This is a genomic window from Bacteroidota bacterium (assembly GCA_030706565.1).
GTDB lineage: Bacteria > Bacteroidota > Bacteroidia > Bacteroidales > JAUZOH01 > JAUZOH01.
On sequence record JAUZOH010000511.1, the window covers coordinates 1 to 2,512 of the forward strand.

Below are 2,512 nucleotides of genomic sequence, written 5' to 3' on the forward strand. Positions count from 1 at the left end.
AACTTACCTGTCAATCAAAGGAATAGAATAATCTATTATAAGGTTAAGAAAGGCGATACGATCTGGAGTATAAGTGAAAAATTCAAACTTCAGTCGCCTGATTCAATAAAAAGCCTGAATAACCTAAAAAAGGGCATACATATTGGCCAAAAGCTGAAAATCCCCATTATTTAAAGTAAATCGTAATTATAATTCCGTTGTCTGGGTTTAAAACCGGCTTCTTTTATTGCCTGCTGAATACCTTTTGCATCAAAGTTGTAATTTGCCCCTGCTGATGATACCACGTTTTCTTCAATCATGATGGATCCGAAGTCATTGGCGCCTGAGTGAAGGCAAATTTGGCCGGTTTCTTTTCCGACGGTCAGCCAGGATGCCTGTATATTCCGGATATTAGGCAACATGATCCGGCTTAAGGCGATGGTACGGATATATTCTTCGGGGGTGACAGAATTTTCTATTCCGTTTTTACGCTGAAGGACAGTCTGCTTGTCCTGAAAAGGCCAGGGGATAAAGGCAGCAAAACCAATACTTCCTGCAGGCTTTTCGGATTGTACCTGGCGGATGCTAATCAGATGTTCTATCCTTTCGGCCCTGGTTTCAATATGCCCAAACATCATGGTTGCCGAAGTTCTGAGATTAAGTTGATGAGCTTCGCGCATCACATCAAGCCATTGTTTGCTGTTGCATTTTACCGGCGATAGGATTTTGCGCACCCGGTCTGACAGAATTTCTGCCCCTGCTCCGGGCAGGCTGTCCAGTCCTGCTTTAATTAAAGCTTCCAGGACTACCCTGCAAGTCGTTTTTTCAAGATGGGCGATATGTACTATTTCTGCAGGGCCCAGTGCATGCAACTGCAAAGCTGGATATAATTGCTTGAGCTGCGAGAACAGGTCGCAATAAAATTTCAATCCCAATTTGGGATGTAATCCGCCCTGAAGCAGCAATTGATTGCCTCCCAGGCGGTGCATCTCGTCAATTTTCGATTTATACTCGTCCATGCCGGTGATATATGCATCAGCAGAAGCAGCAGTTCGATAAAAGTTGCAAAATTTGCATCCCGATATACAGATGTTGGTGATGTTTACGTTGCGGTCTATCAGCCAGGTTACTTCATTGCCGGGGAACTTTTTCTCCCTCAATAAATTGGCAATATAAATCAATTCTGAAACGGGAGCCTTTTCATATAAAAATAATCCTTCAGCGGCATTGAGAAATTGTAAATCCAGAGCCTTATGGTATAAGTCGGAAAATGACTGCATGTTGAATTTCATTAAAATAATCGTGGGCAAAAGTAAGAATAAATCTTCTTCAGTTTCAGAATGAATAGCTTAACTTTGTTTTCGGTGGAGAAACTTTAATAAAAATTTTAATCTGATAGATTATGAATCTGATAATTAAAAAGATAGAGAAAATTCAGGAAAATACAAATATCGTTTTCCTTTGTCCGAAAGGTTCGGATTTAAAGCCTTTACAGCTTACAGAAAATGAGAATACTTATGTAGAAGGCTGTATCAGGGGTAAAGAGACGTTTGTTGAAATAAACCGATACAGGCAATGGCTATTTATTCAGTTCTATGAAAAAAATGCCGATAAATCCCGGCTGCTGGAAAACTTACGGAAAGCTGGCAGTAAACTTCATTCAAGCTTATGTGCCATAAAAATTGAAAAAATTGTTCTTTCCAGTGCTGATGAAGATCATTCGCTTATACTTGCATATACCGAAGGACTTGCCCTCAGTAATTACCAGTTTCTAAAATATGTTAAGGTTAAAAAAGAGAAGCAGTTTTCTCTTAAGGAAATCGGTCTGTTCGCTTCTTCTCTGGCAAATGAGCAGATCAGCAGGCTGAATTCTTTGATTGATGCAGTTTACAGAACACGCGATATGGTCAATGAGCCGGTTTCGTTCCTGGATGCTGCCCAACTTTCCAAAGAAATAGCAGAAATGGGGAAAGCATCAGGATTTAAAGTTGAAGTACTGGAAAAGAGGAAAATAGAATCCTTAAAAATGGGCGGTTTGCTTGCCGTCAACCGGGGCAGCGTGGATCCTCCAACCTTTACCATTATGGAATGGAATCCCGGGAAGGCCATAAATAAAAAACCTATTGTCCTGGTCGGGAAGGGGATTGTCTTTGATACAGGGGGGTTAAGTCTTAAACCCACCAGCGACAGCATGGATTATATGAAAAGCGATATGAGCGGTGCTGCAGCCGTAGCTGCAACTATCTATGCCGTTGCCAAGGAGAAGTTGCCCCTTCATTTGGTAGGGCTTGTCCCTGCAACGGATAACAGGCCGGGGAATAATGCCTATACACCGGGGGATATCATTACCATGTATGATGGGACTACGGTCGAAATGTTAAATGCAGATGCCGAGGGCCGAATGATCCTTGCAGATGCGCTGGCTTATGCAGCTCATTATGAGCCGGAACTTATTATTGAACTTTCAACTCTGACCGGTGCGGCTGTAATGGCAGTTGGTCCAGGTGCAACGGTAGGAATGGGCACGGCTTCC

Annotated in this window: 3 protein-coding genes; 2 read left to right on the top strand and 1 reads right to left on the bottom strand. The window is 42.3% G+C overall.

The genetic code is table 11. From position 1 onward, the window contains the following. The first annotated feature begins 30 nt into the window (after positions 1-30). Complete coding sequence (locus Q8907_16195) at positions 31-174, top strand: LysM peptidoglycan-binding domain-containing protein (GenBank protein ID MDP4275809.1); 144 nt, start codon at positions 31-33, stop codon at positions 172-174. On the opposite strand, the gene mqnC is transcribed toward Q8907_16195, so the two are convergent. Next, positions 171-1,259, bottom strand: a complete 1,089-nt coding sequence (gene mqnC, locus Q8907_16200) for a cyclic dehypoxanthinyl futalosine synthase (GenBank protein MDP4275810.1) — start codon at positions 1,257-1,259, stop codon at positions 171-173. The genes Q8907_16195 and mqnC overlap by 4 nt on opposite strands. Before the next feature lie 122 nt (positions 1,260-1,381). Between mqnC and Q8907_16205 the strand changes: the two genes are divergently transcribed. Continuing rightward, the coding region (locus Q8907_16205; protein MDP4275811.1) for a peptidase M17 at positions 1,382-2,512 on the top strand (1,131 nt) is incomplete at its 3' end.

Coding starts and splice junctions, on each gene's coding strand:
- mqnC (MDP4275810.1), bottom strand. CDS start 1,259: ATGCAGTCATTTTCCGACTTATACCATAAGGCTCTGGATTTACAATTT.